16 protein-coding genes are annotated in these 16,445 nt (G+C 32.8%); 7 read left to right on the forward strand and 9 right to left on the reverse strand.

The features are described 5' to 3' along the window. Positions 1-97: 97 nt before the first annotated feature. Positions 98-1,240, reverse strand: a complete 1,143-nt coding sequence (locus OIU83_RS02725) for an acyl-CoA dehydrogenase family protein (protein ID WP_264204737.1) — start codon at positions 1,238-1,240, stop codon at positions 98-100. A gap of 10 nt (positions 1,241-1,250) precedes the next feature. Continuing rightward, positions 1,251-2,138 carry a ComEA family DNA-binding protein gene (locus OIU83_RS02730; RefSeq protein ID WP_264204738.1) on the reverse strand — a complete coding sequence of 296 codons (888 nt, stop codon included), beginning with the start codon at positions 2,136-2,138 and terminating at the stop codon, positions 1,251-1,253. A gap of 247 nt (positions 2,139-2,385) precedes the next feature. Between OIU83_RS02730 and OIU83_RS02735 the strand changes: the two genes are divergently transcribed. Further along, complete coding sequence (locus OIU83_RS02735) at positions 2,386-3,837, forward strand: amino acid permease (RefSeq protein WP_264204739.1); 1,452 nt, start codon at positions 2,386-2,388, stop codon at positions 3,835-3,837. Between the two features lie 76 nt (positions 3,838-3,913). Here the strand turns inward: OIU83_RS02735 and OIU83_RS02740 are convergent, their stop codons facing one another. The 5 genes from OIU83_RS02740 to OIU83_RS02760 all read right to left on the reverse strand — a co-directional run bounded on the left by OIU83_RS02740 (position 3,914) and on the right by OIU83_RS02760 (position 9,496). After that, complete coding sequence (locus OIU83_RS02740; RefSeq protein ID WP_264204740.1) at positions 3,914-4,141, reverse strand: PspC domain-containing protein; 228 nt, start codon at positions 4,139-4,141, stop codon at positions 3,914-3,916. Positions 4,142-4,214: 73 nt separating this feature from the next. Further along, entirely contained in the window at positions 4,215-5,486 is a 1,272-nt protein-coding gene (locus OIU83_RS02745) for a DUF2851 family protein (protein ID WP_264204741.1), read from the reverse strand. Positions 5,487-5,545: 59 nt separating this feature from the next. Further along, the gene (locus OIU83_RS02750) at positions 5,546-6,028 is read right to left on the reverse strand and encodes a 3'-5' exonuclease (RefSeq protein ID WP_264204742.1); all 483 of its coding nucleotides are present in this window, start codon (positions 6,026-6,028) and stop codon (positions 5,546-5,548) included. A gap of 87 nt (positions 6,029-6,115) precedes the next feature. After that, positions 6,116-7,477, reverse strand: coding sequence for a pyridoxal-phosphate dependent enzyme (locus OIU83_RS02755; protein ID WP_264204743.1), 1,362 nt, complete (start codon positions 7,475-7,477; stop codon positions 6,116-6,118). Positions 7,478-7,531: 54 nt separating this feature from the next. Further along, positions 7,532-9,496 (reverse strand): putative porin, encoded by a 1,965-nt coding sequence (locus OIU83_RS02760; protein ID WP_264204744.1) that lies wholly within the window; start codon positions 9,494-9,496, stop codon positions 7,532-7,534. A 461-nt stretch (positions 9,497-9,957) separates the two neighbouring features. Here OIU83_RS02760 and OIU83_RS02765 point away from each other — a divergent pair, with 461 nt between their 5' ends. Together OIU83_RS02765 and OIU83_RS02770 are read left to right on the forward strand one after the other, a co-directional pair. Continuing rightward, complete coding sequence (locus OIU83_RS02765; RefSeq protein ID WP_264204745.1) at positions 9,958-10,614, forward strand: ribonuclease HII; 657 nt, start codon at positions 9,958-9,960, stop codon at positions 10,612-10,614. A 77-nt stretch (positions 10,615-10,691) separates the two neighbouring features. Then, positions 10,692-10,988: a DUF3861 domain-containing protein gene (locus OIU83_RS02770; protein WP_264204746.1), complete on the forward strand. Its 297-nt coding sequence runs from the start codon at positions 10,692-10,694 to the stop codon at positions 10,986-10,988. Between the two features lie 71 nt (positions 10,989-11,059). On the opposite strand, the gene OIU83_RS02775 is transcribed toward OIU83_RS02770, so the two are convergent. Beyond that, entirely contained in the window at positions 11,060-11,938 is an 879-nt protein-coding gene (locus OIU83_RS02775) for an NAD(P)H-binding protein (RefSeq protein WP_264204747.1), read from the reverse strand. Positions 11,939-12,018: 80 nt separating this feature from the next. Between OIU83_RS02775 and OIU83_RS02780 the strand changes: the two genes are divergently transcribed. From OIU83_RS02780 to OIU83_RS02795, 4 genes are all read left to right on the forward strand, one after another. Beyond that, positions 12,019-12,387: a winged helix-turn-helix transcriptional regulator gene (locus OIU83_RS02780; protein WP_264204748.1), complete on the forward strand. Its 369-nt coding sequence runs from the start codon at positions 12,019-12,021 to the stop codon at positions 12,385-12,387. 183 nt (positions 12,388-12,570) lie between these two features. Next, positions 12,571-13,614 carry an SDR family oxidoreductase gene (locus OIU83_RS02785; protein ID WP_264204749.1) on the forward strand — a complete coding sequence of 348 codons (1,044 nt, stop codon included), beginning with the start codon at positions 12,571-12,573 and terminating at the stop codon, positions 13,612-13,614. Between the two features lie 49 nt (positions 13,615-13,663). After that, positions 13,664-14,761, forward strand: coding sequence for an MBL fold metallo-hydrolase (locus OIU83_RS02790; protein ID WP_264204750.1), 1,098 nt, complete (start codon positions 13,664-13,666; stop codon positions 14,759-14,761). 22 nt (positions 14,762-14,783) lie between these two features. Next, entirely contained in the window at positions 14,784-15,578 is a 795-nt protein-coding gene (locus tag OIU83_RS02795) for a helix-turn-helix domain-containing protein (RefSeq protein WP_264204751.1), read from the forward strand. A gap of 168 nt (positions 15,579-15,746) precedes the next feature. Here the strand turns inward: OIU83_RS02795 and lipB are convergent, their stop codons facing one another. Beyond that, positions 15,747-16,445, reverse strand: coding sequence for a lipoyl(octanoyl) transferase LipB (gene lipB / locus OIU83_RS02800; protein WP_264204752.1), 699 nt, complete (start codon positions 16,443-16,445; stop codon positions 15,747-15,749).

The following is a 16,445-nucleotide window of genomic DNA, read 5'->3' on the forward strand; positions in this document are numbered from 1 at the left end:
TGTAATGAAAAACCCGACCTTAAAAAAATAAAGAAGCCACTCAACAATCTAGTGAATGGCTTCTTTATTTTTTTAAGGGCACGCCCGAATCATTATACTACTCTTTTAGTAAATTTCTAGAGATTACTACTTTTTGAATCTCGGTAGTTCCTTCACCTATAGTACACAGCTTGGAATCTCTATAGAATTTCTCTACAGGATAATCTTTGGTATACCCGTATCCACCATGGATTTGAACAGCTTCATTGGCCACTTTTACACATACTTCGGATGCGTACATTTTTGCCATTGCCCCCATAGTTGTAACCGGCTTATGTTGCTCTTTTAAGAATGCAGCCTTATGCAATAGCAACTCAGAAGCCTCTATCTCGGTCGCCATATCTGCCAATTTAAAAGAAATACCTTGAAAATTACTGATTGGCTGCCCGAACTGATATCTTTCTTTTGAGTATTTTAAAGCAGCTTCATACGCACCTTTGGCAATTCCTAAAGACAATGCTCCGATAGAAATTCTTCCTCCATCTAGTATTTTCATAGATTGAATAAATCCTTCTCCTACATTACCTAATCTATTCGCATCTGGAATTCGGCAATTATCAAAAACCAATTCGGCTGTTTCGCTTGCACGCATTCCTAGCTTATTTTCTTTTTTCCCTGAAGTAAAACCCGGCATTCCTTTTTCGAATACAAAAGCAGTCATTCCACGAGAATCTCCTTTCTCACCAGTACGCACTATAACTACAGCAATATCACCTGACTTAGCATGCGTAATAAAGTTCTTTGCTCCATTTACAATCCAGTGATCTCCATCTTTAACAGCAGTTGTACTCATTCCTCCTGCATCAGAGCCTGTATTGTGCTCGGTTAAACCCCAAGCTCCAATATATTCGGCAGTAGCTAGCTTAGGAAGCCACTTTTTCTTTTGCTCTTCGTTACCAAATGTTAAAATATGATTCGTACATAATGAATTATGAGCCGCAACAGACAAACCAATTGAAGGATCAACTTTGGAAATTTCTTCTATAATAGTTATATATTCATGATAACCCAATCCTGAACCACCATATTCTTCTGGAACCAGAACTCCCATAAAACCCATCGCTCCTAATTCTTTGAATAATGGAATTGGAAATATTTGCGCTTCATCCCACTCCATTATATAAGGACGGATATTTTTTTCGGCAAATTCTTTTATGGACTGAGCAATCATTAATTGCGTTTCGTTATAATCAAAATTCATTCTTATATTTTTAGAACTCCAAATATAAACCAATTATATTTGCTTTTTCAACAGGAAAGCCCTTAATTTTTATCAAATCCTCAACATTCTTTATATTTCCGTTCATACTACGATAAGTGACGATTTGTTTTGCAAGTGCATATCTAAAATAAGGAAAGACTCCCAACTCCTTTAATGAAGCATCGTTTATAGCTATTTTTTTGAATTTAGAAAGCTCGAAAACTTTAAAATGAGTATTTAAATTCGAAATCACTTCGGGCGAAAGCCCCCAAACATCATCGAGTTGTTCCATTGAAACAAAGTATCCGAAACTTTCTTTTTGTTTTAAGATTCGCAAAGACAATGCCTCTCCTATTCCAAAAACTTTCGTTAAATCTTCTTGAGTTGCTAAATTTATATCCGATAATATTATTTTTTCTTTTTTGACAAAATTCTTCACGTTGGGATATTTTTTATATTCTTTGGGTTCTTTCTTGTTATTTATCCAATCCGGAAATTTAAAATACGGAATCATCACATTTAATAATGAATCGGAAATTTTGGTCACTTGTTGAAACTCTTTTGGAGAATTAACATAATTATTATCTTTTCGAAAATCCAGCAATCTATCAATCTCTTCTACAGACATACCAAGTTTATATCCTTTATAGTCTGTAATAAAATTAGGATTGAACAAATATATTTTCCCTTCCTTATTATTACTCGCAATTTTAATTGAATCAATTTCCCTCTGCAAAGACATCCATCTTTCTTTTTCAGGAAAAAATTGCGAAGGCAGACTAAAATCCGCAAAGAAGTAAACCAACTGCAAAAAAATAATTATTGCAAAAAGCAAAACAATGCCAATTCGCTGTTCTTTACTAAATTTAAAATAAGGAGCAATTTTTCTAAAATCCATTTTTGATCTAAACTTGATTTAACTTGAAGCTGTAAATTAAGTCAAAAACCATTTATTTCGTAAGAAAATATTTAAAATTTTATCATCAAATACAAAACTATTTAGATACCTTGTAATACGAAATGTGCGATTAACAAACAATTTCGTAGAATTTTAATTATTTTATAACTTAAAATGCACTTATTGTTTTTATTTTTTATAAAAAAGAATACATTTGGAGCTTAATAACAATTAACCAAAATAATATATGTCAATTTGGAAAACTAAACCACTTTCGGTATTGCTTAATGAAGCTTCCGAATCTGAAAAAGGCTTAAAAAGAACCTTATCTTCAGGGTCATTAGTGGCACTAGGTGTAGGTGCAATTATCGGAGCCGGATTATTTTCATTAACCGGAATTGCCGCAGCTGAACATGCTGGACCTGCAGTTACATTATCCTTTATTCTAGCTGCCATAGGATGTGCTTTTGCAGGTCTTTGCTACGCAGAATTTGCTTCGATGATACCTGTTGCTGGTAGTGCTTATACATACTCTTATGCAACTATGGGTGAATTTATGGCATGGATTATAGGTTGGGATTTAGTTTTAGAATATGCATTAGGAGCCGCAACAGTCGGTGTAAGTTGGTCGCGTTATTTACTCGAATTACTTAATAAATATAACATTCATCTTCCGCATAATTTAATTTGTTCTCCCTGGGAAACATTAAAACTAAGTGACGGAACAATTATAGAAGGCGGAATGATTAACCTTCCTGCCGTTATTATAGTTTCATTGCTTTCATTATTATTAATAAGAGGTACTAAAGAATCCGCATCTATAAACAACTTCCTAGTAGTTTTAAAAGTTACTGTGGTTATTGTATTCATAGTATTAGGATGGGGTTATATCGATACTGCAAACTATACTCCATATATTCCTAAAAATACAGGTGTTTTTGGCGAGTTTGGATGGTCTGGTATAGCTGCCGGTGCTGGTACTGTATTTTTTGCCTTCATTGGTTTTGATGCTGTTTCTACCGCTGCACAAGAAGCAAAAAATCCTCAAAAAGGAATGCCAATTGGTATTTTAGGATCTTTGGTAATCTGTACTATATTATATGTTTTATTTGCTCACGTAATGACTGGCCTTGTACCTTATTATGAGTTTGCTGGTGATGCTAAACCTGCTGCAACAGCATTTGCAAAAACTGGTTATACTTTTTTACAAACAGGTCTAATCGTTGCTATTTTAGCTGGTTATACATCCGTAATATTAGTAATGCTAATGGGACAAAGCCGTGTGTTTTACACTATGAGCAAAGACGGATTATTGCCATCTTTTTTTAGTGAAATTCACTCAAAATTCAGAACTCCTTGGAAAACTAATCTTTTCTTTTTAGTATTTGTAAGTTTATTTGCTGGATTCGTTCCTGTAAGCGATTTAGGACATATGGTAAGCATTGGTACTTTATTAGCTTTTGTATTAGTATGTATAGGTGTTATGGTAATGCGTAAAAAAATGCCGGATGCTCCAAGATCTTTCAGAACTCCATTAGTACCTTTCGTACCAATTGCAGGTATTGTAATCTGTTTGGCGTTAATGTATTCTTTACCAAACGAAAGCTGGGTAAGACTTGTAATCTGGATGGCTTTAGGTATTGCTATCTACTTTACTTATGGTAAGAAAAACAGTAAATTAAACAATCCAAGGAAATAATATTCCTCAAGATTAAAATAAAAATGGATTATAAAGTACATACTTTATAATCCATTTTTTTATGGAGCAAAACAAGTTACAAATCAAAAACTGAAGTTCTTTTGGCTCTAATTAAATCTTTTAACCTAATCCAGAATGCTAAAGTTAAATACACCCCAAACCATAATCCAGCAGTAACAAATGATATGTATATAAAGAATAAACGGACACTTGTAACTCGCATTCCCAACTTATCGGCTAATCTCGAAGATACATGAAAACCATATTTTTCAAAAAAGAATTTTAGCTTGAGAATTGCTGACATAAATGTTTGTTATTAATTGCTAGACAAAAGTACAAAATTAACTAATCAAGCAATTTTCTAATTACCTAATTTCCTAATTCCCCTTTAGTAACTCCATTCCAACAACACAATCCAGACATCTATTTTTATTACAATACTCATTTTTCAACTGCAATAAAGACTGTGTTTCGAAGGCATTACCAGCGTAAATTCCGAATGACGAGAACTTATCTATAATCGAGTTTCTTTCTGGTTTAATCTCATTTAAAAGTGCTATTAAATCTTCAGATATAGCTTCTCCTCGCTTTTTAGCATAAGCAAACTGGATCGGAATAATCGTGTTTATAATAAGTAAATCAACAAATGAATGAGCTGTTTTCTTTAATTTATATGGACTTTCTTTATCAAACTGATAATGACTTTGCCAATACGGAGCAACTGTAACTAATAAAAAATCATAAATATCCTTAACTGTCTTTAATGCAATAATTTTAGAGAATAAATTTTGATGCTTATGATATAAATTAGCTAGTTGCGAAAGGCGAATTGTTGGGAAATTATCAGGTCTATGTTTAAAAAACTGAACTGGTTCGACATGTACCTTATCAAATTGATATTTATGCAAAAGATAAAAATACCTAAACTTTAGATCTTTAAAATAATTATCTTCTTTTTCTACGTCTAATAAACCAGCATTTCCAAAAAGTAATGCTTCCAGATTTTCAACCTCAAAACTTTCTTTTCGAATTATAGTAAACGGAATCGATTGTGCTAATTCCAAAAATGAATTCCCATTGGTATTTAAGCCAAAATTCTTCGCCAAAAAACAAAACATAACTGCTTCCCAATCATTATTTGTTAGTGCCAAAAAATCATAAATAGGTTTTGATTTACGCTCTAATCTTTCAAAAAACAAACGTTCCTGCCAATTAATGAATGAAAAACCATCAATGTTTTTGATTTCTTTTTCGCAAAAAATCCAAGATTTAGGAACAATCAACGTTTTATAATTCTTAATAATTTCTTCGGAAACATAGCTCTTCAAAACCAAAACTGGAACTTCTGAATTATTTTGATTAAAAATTTCGGTATCATGCTCCCAAACAACATGTAGAATTACATTTTCGTATGCCTTATCCTTTTCATGATGATGCAGATACCAATCTGAAGATTTTAAGTGAATCTCTATATTTCCTGCCCATTTTTGATCTTCAATTATAACTTGGGCATTAAAAAAATCAGGACCAGCCAATTCCAAGTACTGTCCAACATTGATAATGGTAAGTTCTTCGTTATTATACGTTTTGAGGTTTAAAGTATCGAACTTCTTATACTTCCAGAGGTAATGCAGAAAATCTTCTTTCATTTCTTTAGTCTTTTAAGGATCGACTAAAGTAAACGAAAAAAAGTTAAAATGAAGGAAAATTACCTCAATAAATATAATTTAGCACAAGCACGAGCATCAGACAATGCTTCATGGTGATTTAGTTGTATTTTCATTTCTCGACAACAATCACTCAATTTGGTAGGTTTAAAGCCTTTGGCTTTATATATTTTAACAGTACATTCCCAACGTGAAGCTATATTTAAATCAGCATAATTAAATCCATACAACTCCATAGATTTAACCAAAACATTGCGATCAAAGCTTTCATTATGGGCAACAACAACCCTATTTTCTAAGCGTTTCCTTATTTCTGGATAAACTTCTGTAAATGATTTTGCATTTATTGTATCTCGAGGATAAATCCCATGAACTCTAATCGTAAATGGCGAATATTCATTCTTGGGAGGCTTAATTAAAGTAACAAATTCATCTACAATCACTCCATTCTCTACCGTGACTATACCCACAGAACATGGATGGTGTCCAATAGCAGTTTCAAAATCTATAGCAGTAAAAGTCATTTTTATTTGTTTTTAAGTCAAAAATGCCACAAATACAGCAAAGTCTTCCGCTATATTTGTGGCTATTTCATCTAAATAATTTAAAGTTTATTTTATAGAACCAATGATATCATATTTTGTAATAATATGGTGATTCCCGTTTCCAAGATCAACTAAAACAGCATCATTTTCTTTGGTAAACAACTTAGAGACTTCTTCTATTGAAGTACCCATTTTTACAATTGGAAAAGGCTTGCCCATTACTTCTTTAATTGGTTTTTCGGCTACATTTTTGTCTGCCACATAACTTCTAAACAAATCTGTCTCATCAACAGAACCTACAAATCCTGTAATATCGACTACTGGAATCTGAGATATTTTATATTTACGCATTCTTTCGATAGCATGCGAAACCAATTCTTCTGTACGAACAACAATCAATTGTTTATCTATATGATCTTTTATAACATCCTCTGCTTTGGTGACATTCTCTTCGAGGAAACCACGCTCACGCATCCAATCATCGTTAAACATCTTACCTACATAGCGACTTCCTGAATCATGAAAAAGAACTACAACCACATCATCTTTTGTAAAATGCTCTTTAAGTTGTAACAATCCTTTCATAGCTGCTCCTGCTGAATTACCAACAAAAATCCCTTCTTCCAGAGCAATTTTTCTTGTGTAAACAGCTGCATCTTTATCAGTTACTTTTGTAAAACCATCTATCAATGAAAAGTCAACATTTTTTGGTAAAATATCCTCTCCAATACCTTCTGTAATGTATGAATAGATTTCGTTTTCATCAAAAATACCAGTTTCGTGATACTTTTTAAAAACAGAACCATATGTATCAATTCCCCAAATTTTAATATTTGGATTTTTTTCTTTTAAGTATTTTGCAACTCCAGATATTGTCCCACCAGTCCCTACTCCAACTACAAAATGTGTTATCTTACCATCTGTTTGTTCCCAGATTTCTGGTCCGGTTTGCTCATAATGAGCCAATGAATTCGATGGATTATCATATTGATTTACATACCATGAATTTGTAGTTTCTTCGGCTAGACGTTTTGATACTGAATAGTATGAACGAGGATCTGTTGGCTCTACATCGGTTGGGCAAACCACAACTTTTGCACCTACAGCACGTAAAATATCCATTTTTTCCTTGGATTGCTTATCAGATATCACACAAATAAGTTTATATCCTTTTATAATAGCAACCAATGCCAATCCCATTCCAGTATTTCCCGAAGTACCTTCGATTATAGTTCCTCCTGGCTTTAAGCGCCCATCGGCTTCGGCATCGGCAATCATTTTTACTGCCATTCTATCTTTTACAGAATTTCCTGGGTTAAAGGTTTCGACTTTCGCCAAAACTAATGCGTCGATTTCGGCAGCAATTTTATTTAATTTGACTAACGGAGTGTTGCCAATTGTTTCTAAGATATTCTTTGAGTAATTCATTATTGTTGAGTTTGGAAATTATAAGGTCCGGTTCTCTTTATTATTAATTAATTTTTATTGGAAGAAATTCCAAGTTAAACCAAATCGGATTACAAAATCACGATAAGGATTATTAGGTGCAGAATAGTAATTACTACCAGAAAATGATGAGTTAAAATGCTCTGCTTTTAAAAATATTCTAGTTTGTTTAATTCTTGCATTTATAAAGAAATCAAAGTTCGGATAATTTCCGATTTCTTTTTTATTTTGAACAAAAAATTCTCCTATTACAGGATTATAATCGTTACCATAGTAACTTGTGAAATAATTAAACACAATCCCAGTTTGTAAAAAAAGTGCTTTCTTAAAGAAATAACTGGTATAATACAAAGTGTTTCTTGTTACGATTTCCGGAACATTTAAGATCGCGTCCGACTGACCTACTTTTTGATATAGAATCGTATTATCCAAAGCAAATCGACCAAATTTAAATTCTTTACTTGCTTTTACCTCTAAATAATTTATTGCATTATTATATTGTGCCGGTTTTATAATTTGTGTTCTCACAGCTTCTTCTGCAACTGTAGACTGATCTTCGAAATACAAATGATCATTTAATACTGAATACTGAAATGACATATTAACCCAAGGTGTAACTGCACTAGCACTAAGTGAATTAATCTTTTCATTTTTAAAATTATTCGACCAGTTGTATTCGACAAAGCTACTTTGATATAAATTATAAGTATTATTAGGCAGCTTACTTATATTTTGATATTGAAATACGAACTGAATTTTATCACTGAAATGATATTTCAATTTCGCCTCCAAATCCGAAATAGATTCCTTTGTTACTGATCTTGAGTATAAAAATCTTCCATTCCATTTATTTTTTTGATATTCATATTGACCTCCAAAACTATTAATATCCTGACTTAATGAACTAGGAATAACAACTCCATTATCAAAAATTAAAACCCTTCCGTAATAAAAATTACTTCTAAAATCATCAACAAAAAACTGAAATTTTCCTAGGAGTACATTTTCATAAGCAACCCCTACCTTATTATACATCTTATTATAATGAGCCTGATCGTTAATTCCGCTCGTCATATAAGAGTCTCCAAATCGAAGAATCCTTGTTCCTCCTACAGTTGACAAAACAGTTGGCTGATTATACTCAAAAAATTTATTCTCGTAATTAAATTGGTGTGTTACATATAAATTATTACTTCCGTGTGTTTCATTTACTCGGTAAGCATGATCAAAAAATAATCTCTTTCCTTTTAAAAAGGATCTCGCATCGGTTAAATAAACTTCTAGCCTTTGACGATTTTTATAGTCTGGATTACCACTTTCAAAATCTGAAGGTGTTGTTATCCCCCCATTTTCTTCATTCAGGATATCCTGATAAGTATAATGCCCGTTAATATAATATTGACCATGTTTAGTTCTATAACTGGCAGTTAATTTAAAATTCCCTGTACTAGACATCTGATTAATATAATTCCCCTCTGATCGTAATCCTTTATATTCTGCAGAAACATTAAACCGTTCTGTAGTATTCAGGGTTATAAATGAATCTAATGTTTGTCCTTTATTAATTGTAGATTTAAAATATAATTCGGTCAAAGGTGTTGCAACTGAATAATAAATAACGTCATTGGCTTCTAGAAAATTAAAATGCTTGGCTTTATATCCCATTTCCGGATATGGGTTAAAATCTGTCAGACTATATTGTAATGTATTATAAGTTTGCCCAATATTAGAAAAAGCCAAAAGTCCAAAATTATCCTTTCGCAAATAATTATGACTGTATTCTTTTTGAATTGTAAGCGATGTATCTACATAAGTAGTATCGCGCTCGAGTGTAATGAATCGATATTGATCTACTCTTGCTACTTTCTTTTTGGCTTTTATAGTGTCATTAAGACCATGATGCTGGCCATTCATGTCTAAATTGCTTTTATTATTTGTTTTTTCCTGAGAAAATAATAGTGTCGGCAGTACTAAAAAATAAATAAAAAAAAGAATTCTCATTTGAAAGGGTTATATATAGATAATAATTTTAGTGAAGCAAAGGTAAATTATAAAAACATATAAATAAAAAAACACTGCAAATTATACCATTACATTGGCAAATAGAAAGAAAACAATTTATTTCTCGAAAAATTTCATACAAATTCATATCAAAAACTAAAACTCATTTTATTTTAATAATGGATTAGCATTAATTTCTGCTCTTGAAATTAACCATTGCCCTTTTTTTTACGAGAGCAATAATCATAACTCGGCTTGTAATTTCTGAGTCATGATTACTTCTGTTCTATCTAAAAGAGTATTAGTTTTCTTTAAATCAAAAAAGAATCATAACAGCATCTGGTCTAATCTTGCTTTTGCTTCTAATGAGATACATTTCGACTGCATGCATTTAAGTTTCAATTGTCGTTTTAATTTTACTTCCGATAAAATTTTATAATATTTGTAATTCAAAAAAAACTATGCTTCAACTCAATTTTTCTGGATATAATTTAGAGACCGGAACCGATGAAGCCGGACGTGGTTGCCTTGCAGGCCCTGTTACCGCTGCAGCCGTAATCTTACCTCCCGACTTCGAAAATAAAATCTTAAACGACAGTAAACAATTATCCGAAAAAGCAAGGGAAAAATTAAAACCTATAATAGAGGAACAAGCCATTTCATTTGCCGTTACTCATTTGTATCCAAAAGAAATTGACGAAATAAATATTCTAAATGCCTCAATGAAAGGAATGCAAGAATGCGTCCTGAAATTGAGCCAGATTCCAGAATTTATTATTGTTGATGGTAACAGACTATTAAATGCAAAACTGGGTTTAAAAAATACGGTAGGTAAGCAATTTTCCAAAGAAGAAATCGAATTATTAAAATCCATCCCTAACCAAAGTATCATTAAAGGAGACGCTAAATTCTTAAGTATTGCAGCAGCTTCGGTATTAGCGAAGACTTATCGAGACGAATATATGAATATGATTCATGAAGAATTCCCGATGTATAACTGGAAAAAAAACAAAGGATATCCAACCAAAGAACATCGCGAAGCAATCCGTAAATATGGCCCTACCAAATATCACCGAATGACTTTTAGACTATTACCAGATCAATTGGAGTTATTTTGAGAAACTACAAGTAAAGATTCTATTTGAAATGGGAATTAATACAGAAAAAGACCCGTCTTGGAACAAAAAAAATAGTTATGACAAAACGAACAAATAAATACAAGCTTACTTTGGAGCAAATTTCTTTGGCTAAAGAAGATACAATCTTATCTCAACAACCATTAGAACTGGAATTTGAAAATCATGATGAGATCTTTAAAATTATTGAAGTAATTCGGGAGAAAAATCTATTTGAAGATAAAAATCAAGCCACAGAATTTGCAATTGGACTAAAAATGTTCAGTGAAGTAATGCTTAAAAACAGAAAGCATCCTCTGTTTGGCGATTTTTTCCCTGTATTTGGAGATTTTATGAAAAAGCTAAAAAGTACTTAATTAATATCCCAGTAGCCATTAAAATTTAAAATAATTGCGACTGCATATAAATCGAGTCGCAATTATTTTTGTTAAAACTTCTCGGCAAATTCTTTTGCGAAAGCTTCTAATTTTACCTGCCCCGTTACTGGAGAATTACTTTTATGAAAATCATTTGTAATCTTCCCACTGCGCAAACCAGTTCCCATCTCTGTATACAAACCAGCAAATTCTTCTGGCAAACCTGCCTGTATCATTCCTTGTAAAGACTGCTCATCGGTAAACTCTACCCACGGTAATTCTGGTTTACCTATAGCCGTACCTAAAACTTTTGCAATTTCATTAGCCTTGCGTACATCACTTATAATGTAACGTATATTTTTGCCAATCGACGTTTTTTGTAATTCTTCGGCAGCTGCTTCAGCAATATCTACAGGATGTACCAAAGGCATACTAAGATCGGCAGGATAATTGGCTCCAATAATCCCAGCACCTTTAATTAAAGGCACATCATTATAGAGATTTGTATAAAAAAATCCTGCGCGAAGAAAAGTAACTGCTACATCATCAAGAGCATCATACAAGTTTTCAATGTTATAAAGCCCTGCGATTGGACCATTTCCCACAGGTAAATCGGCACCAATACTACTTAACATTACTACACGCTTTACTCCCGCCTCGTTAATCGCTGTTGCAAAAGCCTGACCTGCATCAGTCGTATTACGAATTACATTTGAACCTCCCATATTAGGTGGTGTCATTGCAAAAACAGCATCGGTCCCAGTAAAAGTTTCTTTTAAAAATGCAACATCACTTACCGATCCAATCGCAGCATGTGCACCTAGATCTTCTATAGCCGCTTTCCTATTGACATTACTGCTTATAACAGTTACATCATGTCCTGCCGCAATTATTATTTTTGTCAATGGTTTCCCTATGTTCCCTAAAGAACCTGAAATTATAATTTTCATCTTAAATTCTTTTTTATTTATAATAACAAAGGTATATTTGTACTTACTTTTACACAAGTACTTACCCTAAAGTATGTATCATGACAGCAATCAAAGAATCATCGACTATACAGGAAAATAAACAATATGCATTAGATAAATGCCCAGTAACTTATGTGATGGAAAAAATAGGAGGATACTGGAAACCTATTATTATTTACCATTTGTCGACAGGTAATAAACGTTATAGCGAATTAAAGAGAGCTATTCCTGCGATAACAGAGAAAATGCTTATCCAGCACTTAAAACAATTAGAAGCAGACAATCTGGTTATTAGAGAGGCAAAACCTATTGTCCCTCCTTTTGTTACTTATAGCCTTAGTGATGCCGGAAATGGGTTGTTGCCTGTCATCGAGGCAATGGCTGCGTGGACATTTAAAGAAAAAGATGGGATTTTTAAAACAAAATAAGAAAACCATTTACCTTAATATCGGATAGTAAATTTTTTAACATTATCCGATATTAAAAAATTTATCTTTCTTATTGAACAGCCAATTTTCAAAATGAACTTTTCAACAAAGTAAATTTGGACTTTTCAACAAAGTAAGACTGTTTTTTTTCTCGCAATTTTGTACGATCAATTTAGATAGTTTATGGAAGATTCAAATAAAATAGTGTTGGTAACCGGAGGTTCTGGATTTGTTGGAATTCATTGTGTCCTGCAATTATTACAAAAAGGTTATTCTGTAAGAACAACAATTCCTTCTGTAGTAAGAAAAGACCAAGTTATAGCAATGCTAAAAAAAGGTGGCATCACCAATTTTGACAATTTATCATTTATTGTTACAGATTTAACTTCAGATCAAAATTGGGATGAAGCTGTAAAAGATTGCTACTATATTCTACATGTTGTATCTCCTATTTTTTTAAGAGTGCCAAAACATGAAGACGGAATCATTAAACCTGCTGTTGAAGGAACTTTACGCGTACTAAAAGCGGCAAGAAATGCAGGAGTTAAGCGCGTAGTAATGACTTCAAATTTTAGTGCTGTTGGCTATAGCCACAAAGACAAAACCACTTTGATTACAGAAGCGGATTGGACAGATCCAAACGAAAAAGGGCTTTCTATCTTTAATAAATCAAAAGTTTTGGCAGAGAAAGCCGCTTGGGATTTTATAGAAAAAGAAGGTGGTACATTAGAACTATCCGTAATTAACCCAATGGGGATTTTTGGCCCATCACTAAACCCTATTTTATCAAGTGGTTTTCAATTATTTAAAGGACTAATCGACGGCTCCGCAAAATCCATTCCCAATATTAATTTCTACATTGTAGATGTACGTGATCTCGCAGACCTACATATTAGAGCAATGACAAATCCTGCTGCAAATGGACAACGGTTTTTAGCATTGGGAGGAGAAAATATTTCCTTATTAGAGATATCGAAACTACTTAAAATAAAAATGCCTGAAGTCACAAAACATGCTACTTCTAAAACACGACCTGACTGGATAGTCCATCTTAAGGCCTTATTTAATGAGCGGGAAAAGACCATAGCTTCATTGGTAGGAGTTTATCATAATGCAAGTAACGAAAAAGCAAAAAAATTATTAGGATGGAATCCTAGAAGTAACGAAGAAGCAATATTAGCGACTACAAAAAGCATTCTTGAATTTGGTCACTTAAAAACAAATTAATAGTTGAATAAATCGCATGAAACGGTTTTTAAAAATTACAAAAAGAATTATGATTATAGTAATAAGTATTCTGGCAGTATTAACGTTGATTACGTTTTTATATATGATGCATCCAAAATTTGGAAAAGCACCCGAAGGCAATCGTTTAGAATTAATAAAAACCTCGGCAAATTATAGCCATGGTAAGTTCCAAAATACACATGACACCCCCACTCTTACAAAAGGATATAGTTTTGGAGGTATTCTCTATGACCAATTATTTGGAAATCATCCCCGACGAGAGCCTGTTGACTCTATCCCATCTATAAAGACCGATTTACATAATCTCCCTCCAAATGCCGATGTATTGATTTGGTTTGGACACTCCTCATATTTCATGCAAATAGATGGAAAACGTTTTCTTGTAGATCCAGTATTTAGTGGCAATGCTTCGCCATTACCAGGAACAGTAAGTTCTTTTAAAGGTGCAAATGGTTATACAGTTGCTGATTTGCCTACAATTGATTATTTATTCATAAGTCACGACCATTACGATCACCTAGATTACGAAACCATAATTGCTTTAAAGTCTAAAGTAAAAAAAGTAATTTGTGGTCTTGGAGTTGGAGGTCATTTTGAACGATGGGGATATCCTACAGACAAAATAATCGAAAAAGATTGGAATGAAACCATTGTTTTAGAAGATGGATTCAAAGTATATACAACTCCTGCAAGACATTTTTCGGGAAGAGGTTTTTCCAAAAACAATACTTTATGGTTGTCTTATGTTCTGCAAACACCAAGCATCAAAATATATATTGGAGGCGATAGCGGTTATGACAGTCATTTTGCAAAAATTGGAGAACAATACGGCCCAATAGATTTTGCGATTCTGGAAAATGGACAATATAATCTGGCTTGGGAAGCAATTCATATGTTACCGGAACAGGTATTAAAAGCTGCACAAGACTTAAAAACCAAGAAACTTTTTCCTGTACATTCTTCAAAATTCAAATTGGCAATGCATGCGTGGGATGAACCATTAAGCAAATTATCAGAACTTAGTAAAACAGCTAATCTACCATTGGTGACTCCTATGATAGGTGAAATTGTAAATCTAAATGATGATACACAAGTTTTTAAAGAATGGTGGAAAGACGTAAATTAGCATTCGATTAATCAAAAATAAGATGAAAATTTCAGAAATAAAATCATGTTATATTGGTCCCGAAATTTCTCCTGAACAATTTATTCCAGAACATTTCTTTTTATATCTGGCTGTGGGTGAAATTGAAGGACATGACGGACACAAGATGCATTTCCTTAAAGCAGGCGATTATTGCATTGTGAGAAAAAATCATTTGGCAAAATACAATAAACAGAAATACAATGGAAAGCTTGAAAAAGTTGTAGTTGTTTTTGATGAAGATTTTCTTGCCGAATTTAAGAAAAATCACAACATCATAAATGTAAAATCGGACTCTAAAAGCTCATTCTTCTTACTTGAAAAAGATGCTTTAGTACCCAATTTTATAAATTCCCTGATGCCATACTACAACGAGGGCGGTACCATAGACGAAACGTTTTCCAAAGTAAAAAGAGAAGAACTTCTATTGATATTATTACAAACCAATCCCGAAATTTCCAGTGTGTTATTTGACCATAGTATTCCCGAAAAATTAGACTTAGAGGCGTTTGTATATCGAAATTATAAGTTTAATGTAAGCCTGGAAAGATTGGCATACCTAACAGGCAGAAGTCTATCGTCTTTTAAAAGAGATTTCAAAAAGATTTTTAATGACACTCCTAATCATTGGTTAATGCAGAAAAGATTGCAGGAAGCTCATTTCCAAATTGAAAAAGAAAGAAAAAAACCATCCGATATTTATCTTGATTTGGGCTTTGAAAATATTTCTCATTTTTCATTTGCCTTCAAAAAACAATTTGGATACAATCCAACAAGCCTGATAAAAGAACATTTGTAAGTCATGACAATGAAAAAATAATAAATGGTATTACTTTTTTTTGGCTGTAAATTGCACAAATTAATCCAGACATAAAAAACTAAAAACAAATAAATTAAACTAATTAAAAATATTTTTTTCAACCTCTATTATCTGCGTTCCTTTTTAAAACTCTAACCAGATATTATTCTAAATAAATTCAGCTTCAAATAATTCAGCCATATGTTTTAAGATTTTAGCTTTTACCTCGGCTTCGTCTACTCTATCTACACCAAGTTCTACCTGAAGTGAGGTAACGGCTTTTCCGCGAATTCCACACGGAATAATATTATCAAAATAACCTAAATCGGCATTTACATTTAAAGCAAATCCGTGCATCGTTACCCAGCGCGAAGCACGTACTCCAAGTGCACAAATTTTGCGGGCAAACGGTGTTCCTACGCCTAACCAGACACCAGTTTCACCTTCGCTTCGACCACATTCTAATCCGTATTCTTTAAGAGTAAGAATGATAGACTCCTCGAGGAAACGTAAGTATTTATGAATATCGGTGAAGAAATTTTCTAGATCCAGAAGAGGATACCCTACAATTTGTCCAGGGCCATGATACGTAATATCACCGCCGCGATTTATTTTATAAAAAGTAGCTCCTTTGGCTTCTAGTTGCTTTTCGGACAAAAGTAAATTGCTCAAATCGCCACTTTTACCCAAAGTATATACATGTGGATGCTCTACAAAAATGAAATAATTAGGAGTTGGCAAATCAAGTTCTTCTCTCCTGTTTTTAATTTTTAAGTCAACAATAGCTGCAAATAATTGTTCCTGATATTCCCAAGTCGATTTATAATCTTTCTGACCTAAATCTAGAAGTTGGATTTTTTTGTTCAT

This window comes from Flavobacterium shii, from assembly GCF_025847235.1.
Lineage (GTDB): Bacteria > Bacteroidota > Bacteroidia > Flavobacteriales > Flavobacteriaceae > Flavobacterium > Flavobacterium shii.

Coding starts and splice junctions, on each gene's coding strand:
- OIU83_RS02725 (WP_264204737.1), bottom strand. CDS start 1,240: ATGAATTTTGATTATAACGAAACGCAATTAATGATTGCTCAGTCCATA.
- OIU83_RS02730 (WP_264204738.1), bottom strand. CDS start 2,138: ATGGATTTTAGAAAAATTGCTCCTTATTTTAAATTTAGTAAAGAACAG.
- OIU83_RS02735 (WP_264204739.1), top strand. CDS start 2,386: ATGTCAATTTGGAAAACTAAACCACTTTCGGTATTGCTTAATGAAGCT.
- OIU83_RS02740 (WP_264204740.1), bottom strand. CDS start 4,141: ATGTCAGCAATTCTCAAGCTAAAATTCTTTTTTGAAAAATATGGTTTT.
- OIU83_RS02745 (WP_264204741.1), bottom strand. CDS start 5,486: ATGAAAGAAGATTTTCTGCATTACCTCTGGAAGTATAAGAAGTTCGAT.
- OIU83_RS02750 (WP_264204742.1), bottom strand. CDS start 6,028: ATGACTTTTACTGCTATAGATTTTGAAACTGCTATTGGACACCATCCA.
- OIU83_RS02755 (WP_264204743.1), bottom strand. CDS start 7,477: ATGAATTACTCAAAGAATATCTTAGAAACAATTGGCAACACTCCGTTA.
- OIU83_RS02760 (WP_264204744.1), bottom strand. CDS start 9,496: ATGAGAATTCTTTTTTTTATTTATTTTTTAGTACTGCCGACACTATTA.
- OIU83_RS02765 (WP_264204745.1), top strand. CDS start 9,958: ATGCTTCAACTCAATTTTTCTGGATATAATTTAGAGACCGGAACCGAT.
- OIU83_RS02770 (WP_264204746.1), top strand. CDS start 10,692: ATGACAAAACGAACAAATAAATACAAGCTTACTTTGGAGCAAATTTCT.
- OIU83_RS02775 (WP_264204747.1), bottom strand. CDS start 11,938: ATGAAAATTATAATTTCAGGTTCTTTAGGGAACATAGGGAAACCATTG.
- OIU83_RS02780 (WP_264204748.1), top strand. CDS start 12,019: ATGACAGCAATCAAAGAATCATCGACTATACAGGAAAATAAACAATAT.
- OIU83_RS02785 (WP_264204749.1), top strand. CDS start 12,571: ATGGAAGATTCAAATAAAATAGTGTTGGTAACCGGAGGTTCTGGATTT.
- OIU83_RS02790 (WP_264204750.1), top strand. CDS start 13,664: ATGATTATAGTAATAAGTATTCTGGCAGTATTAACGTTGATTACGTTT.
- OIU83_RS02795 (WP_264204751.1), top strand. CDS start 14,784: ATGAAAATTTCAGAAATAAAATCATGTTATATTGGTCCCGAAATTTCT.
- lipB (WP_264204752.1), bottom strand. CDS start 16,445: ATGAACAAAAAAATCCAACTTCTAGATTTAGGTCAGAAAGATTATAAA.